Here is a 2,729-nt window from a genome sequence, read left to right on the forward strand (position 1 = left end):
ATCGTCAAGCAGTTCCCCGGCGTACGCGCGCTGGATGGTGTGGACCTTGAGGTCAGGGCCGGTGAGGTGCACTGCCTGCTCGGGCAGAACGGGGCCGGGAAGTCCACGCTGATCAAGATCTTGTCGGGTGCGCATGCGCCGGATGAGGGCGAGGTGTCGCTGGATGGTGCCGCGGTGCGGCTGGCGCCGCCGACGGCGGCGATGGGTCACGGCATCGCGACGATCTATCAGGAGCTCGACCTGGTGGACGGGTTGAGCGTGTCGGAGAACATCTTCTTGGGTCATGAGCCGGCGCGGCTGGGGTTTTCGCGGCGGGGTGAGGCCGATCGGGCGGCGGCGCAGCTGCTGGGGCGGCTGGGGCATGCGGAGATCCGGCCGCGGACCGAGGTGGGCCGGTTGTCGCCGGCGCACAAGCAGATCGTGAGCATGGCGCGGGCGTTGTCGCATTCGGCCCGGTTGATCATCATGGACGAGCCGTCGGCGGCGTTGGCGCATGACGAGGTGGCCAACCTGTTCCGGGTGATCCGTGATCTCACCTCTCAGGGGGTGGCGGTGATCTACATCTCCCACCGGTTGGAGGAGATCCGCGAGATCGGGGATCGGGTCACGGTGTTGAAGGACGGGCGGACGGTCGCGGTGGGGTTGTCGGCCAAGGACACCCCGACGGCGCAGATCGTGGCGTTGATGACCGGGCGGAATGTGGAGTATGTGTTCCCGCCGCGGCCGGGCCGGGATGCCCATGAGGGGCGGCCGGAGGTGTTGCGGGTGGAGAAGCTGACTCTGCCGGGCCGGTTCGCGGATGTGTCGTTCAGTGTGCGGGCGGGGGAGATCGTCGGGCTGGCGGGGCTGGTCGGGTCGGGCCGCAGTGAGATCGTCGAGGCGATCTACGGGGCGCGGCGGGCCAGTGGCCGGGTGGTGCTGGACGGGCGGGTGGTGCGGCCGGGCAGCACGACGCGGGCGGTGCGGATGGGCATGGGCCTGGCGCCGGAGGAGCGTAAGGCGCAGGCGTTGCTGCTGGATCATCCGGTGGCGCAGAACATCACGCTGGCGAGTTTGAGCCGGTATACCCGGCCGCGGTGGCTGGGGTGGCTGGATCGGCGGGCGGAGCTGGCCGAGGCGACGCGGTTGGCCCAGGCGCTGGACATTCGCCCGCCGGATCCGCGGCGTGCGGTGCGGACGTTGTCGGGTGGTAATCAGCAGAAGGCGGTGCTGGGGCGGTGGCTGGCCGAGGACCGCAAGTTGCTGCTGCTGGACGAGCCGACGCGTGGGGTGGATGTCGGGGCCCGGGCGGAGTTGTACGCGTTGGTGCGCCGGCTGGCCGATGACGGCATCGGGGTGGTGCTGGTGTCCAGCGAGGTGCCCGAGGTGCTGGGGCTGGCCGATCGGGTGCTGGTGGTGCGGGAGGGCCGCATCGTGCACGAGGCCCCGGCCGAGGACCTGGACGAGCACCGGGTGCTCGACCTGGTGATGGTCTCCACCGAGCAGACCACCGAGCAGACCACCGAACAGACCACCGCACAAACCACCGCACAAACCCCCGGACAAACCGCCGAGCAAACCACCGAGCAAACCACTGGACAAACCGCCACCGGCGAGGCCCCAGCCCCCGAGCCGGGGACCACCCCCGCCTCCGATTCCGGGACCGCCCCCGGTTCCGCCTCCGGCTCCGGTTCTGGTTCGGGGTCGGGTGTTGCACATTCCCCCTCTGAAGGAGCGTTCGATGACTGAGGTCGATCAGGCCGCGCAGGCCGGTCCGCGCGTGGCGGCGGGTCCGGGCGGGCGGTTCGGCCGGCTGGGCGAGGTCCGGCATCTGGGGCTGGTCGCGGCGTTGGTGCTGCTGGCGATCGTGGGTCTGGTGACCAGGCCGGAGAACTTCGCCACCTCGTCCAATCTGGTGAGCATTCTGGCGCTGGCCTCGACGATCGGGGTGATCACGGTCGGGATGACGTTCGTGATCATCGGGGGTGGCATCGACCTGTCGGTCGGGGCGTTGATGGCGCTGGCCTCGGTGTGGGCGACGACGCTGGCCACGCAGGCCTACGGACCGGTCGTGATGATCGTGTGCGCGGTGCTGGTCGGCACCGGCGCGGGGCTGCTGAACGGCATCTTGATCGCCTACGGGCGGATGGTGCCGTTCATCGCGACGCTGGCCATGATGGTGGCCGGGCGCGGCCTGGCGCAGCGGATGTCGAACCAGCGCACGCAGCTGGTGCAGCCGGACAACTCGCTGATCGTGGACCTGTCGACCACGCGGCTGCTCGGGCTGCCGCTGCTGGTGTACGTGTTCGCGCTGGTGGTGCTGATCGGCTGGCTGGTGCTGAACCGTACGACGTTCGGCCGGCGCACCTACGCGGTGGGCGGCAACCCCGAGGCGGCGCGGCTGGCCGGTATCGACGTGCGCAAGCACACGCTGATGTTGTACGCGCTGTCGGGTCTGTGCTGCGGGATCGCCGCGGTGCTGATCATGGCGCGGACCACGACGGGATCGTCCACGCATGGTGATCTGTACGAGCTGGACGCGATCGCGGCGGTGATCATCGGCGGGACGCTGCTGAGCGGCGGCCGGGGCACGATCATCGGGTCGATCCTGGGTCTGCTGATCTTCACGGTGATCACCAACCTGTTCATCCTCAACGGTCTCAACACCGCCGACCAGCTCGTCGCCAAGGGCGCGATCATCGTCGTCGCCGTGCTCCTGCAGCGGCGCAGCCTCACATCACACACCTGAC

At 69.5% G+C, this 2,729-nt stretch carries 2 protein-coding genes; both read left to right on the plus strand.

Annotation, left to right across the window (positions count from 1 at the left end):
- On the plus strand, positions 1-1,728 hold a 1,728-nt coding region (locus FLX08_RS39635), incomplete at its 5' end, for a sugar ABC transporter ATP-binding protein (RefSeq protein WP_244313238.1).
- Positions 1,721-2,728, plus strand: a complete 1,008-nt coding sequence (locus FLX08_RS39640; RefSeq protein ID WP_142625394.1) for an ABC transporter permease — start codon at positions 1,721-1,723, stop codon at positions 2,726-2,728. The genes FLX08_RS39635 and FLX08_RS39640, both read left to right, overlap by 8 nt.
- Position 2,729 lies beyond the last annotated feature (1 nt).

The sequence above is a fragment of the Microbispora hainanensis genome (assembly GCF_006874475.1).
Lineage (GTDB): Bacteria > Actinomycetota > Actinomycetes > Streptosporangiales > Streptosporangiaceae > Microbispora > Microbispora hainanensis.

What these genes read in the sequence shown, in the direction of transcription:
- FLX08_RS39640 (WP_142625394.1), top strand. Translation starts at nt 1,721, where the DNA reads ATGACTGAGGTCGATCAGGCCGCGCAGGCCGGTCCGCGCGTGGCGGCG.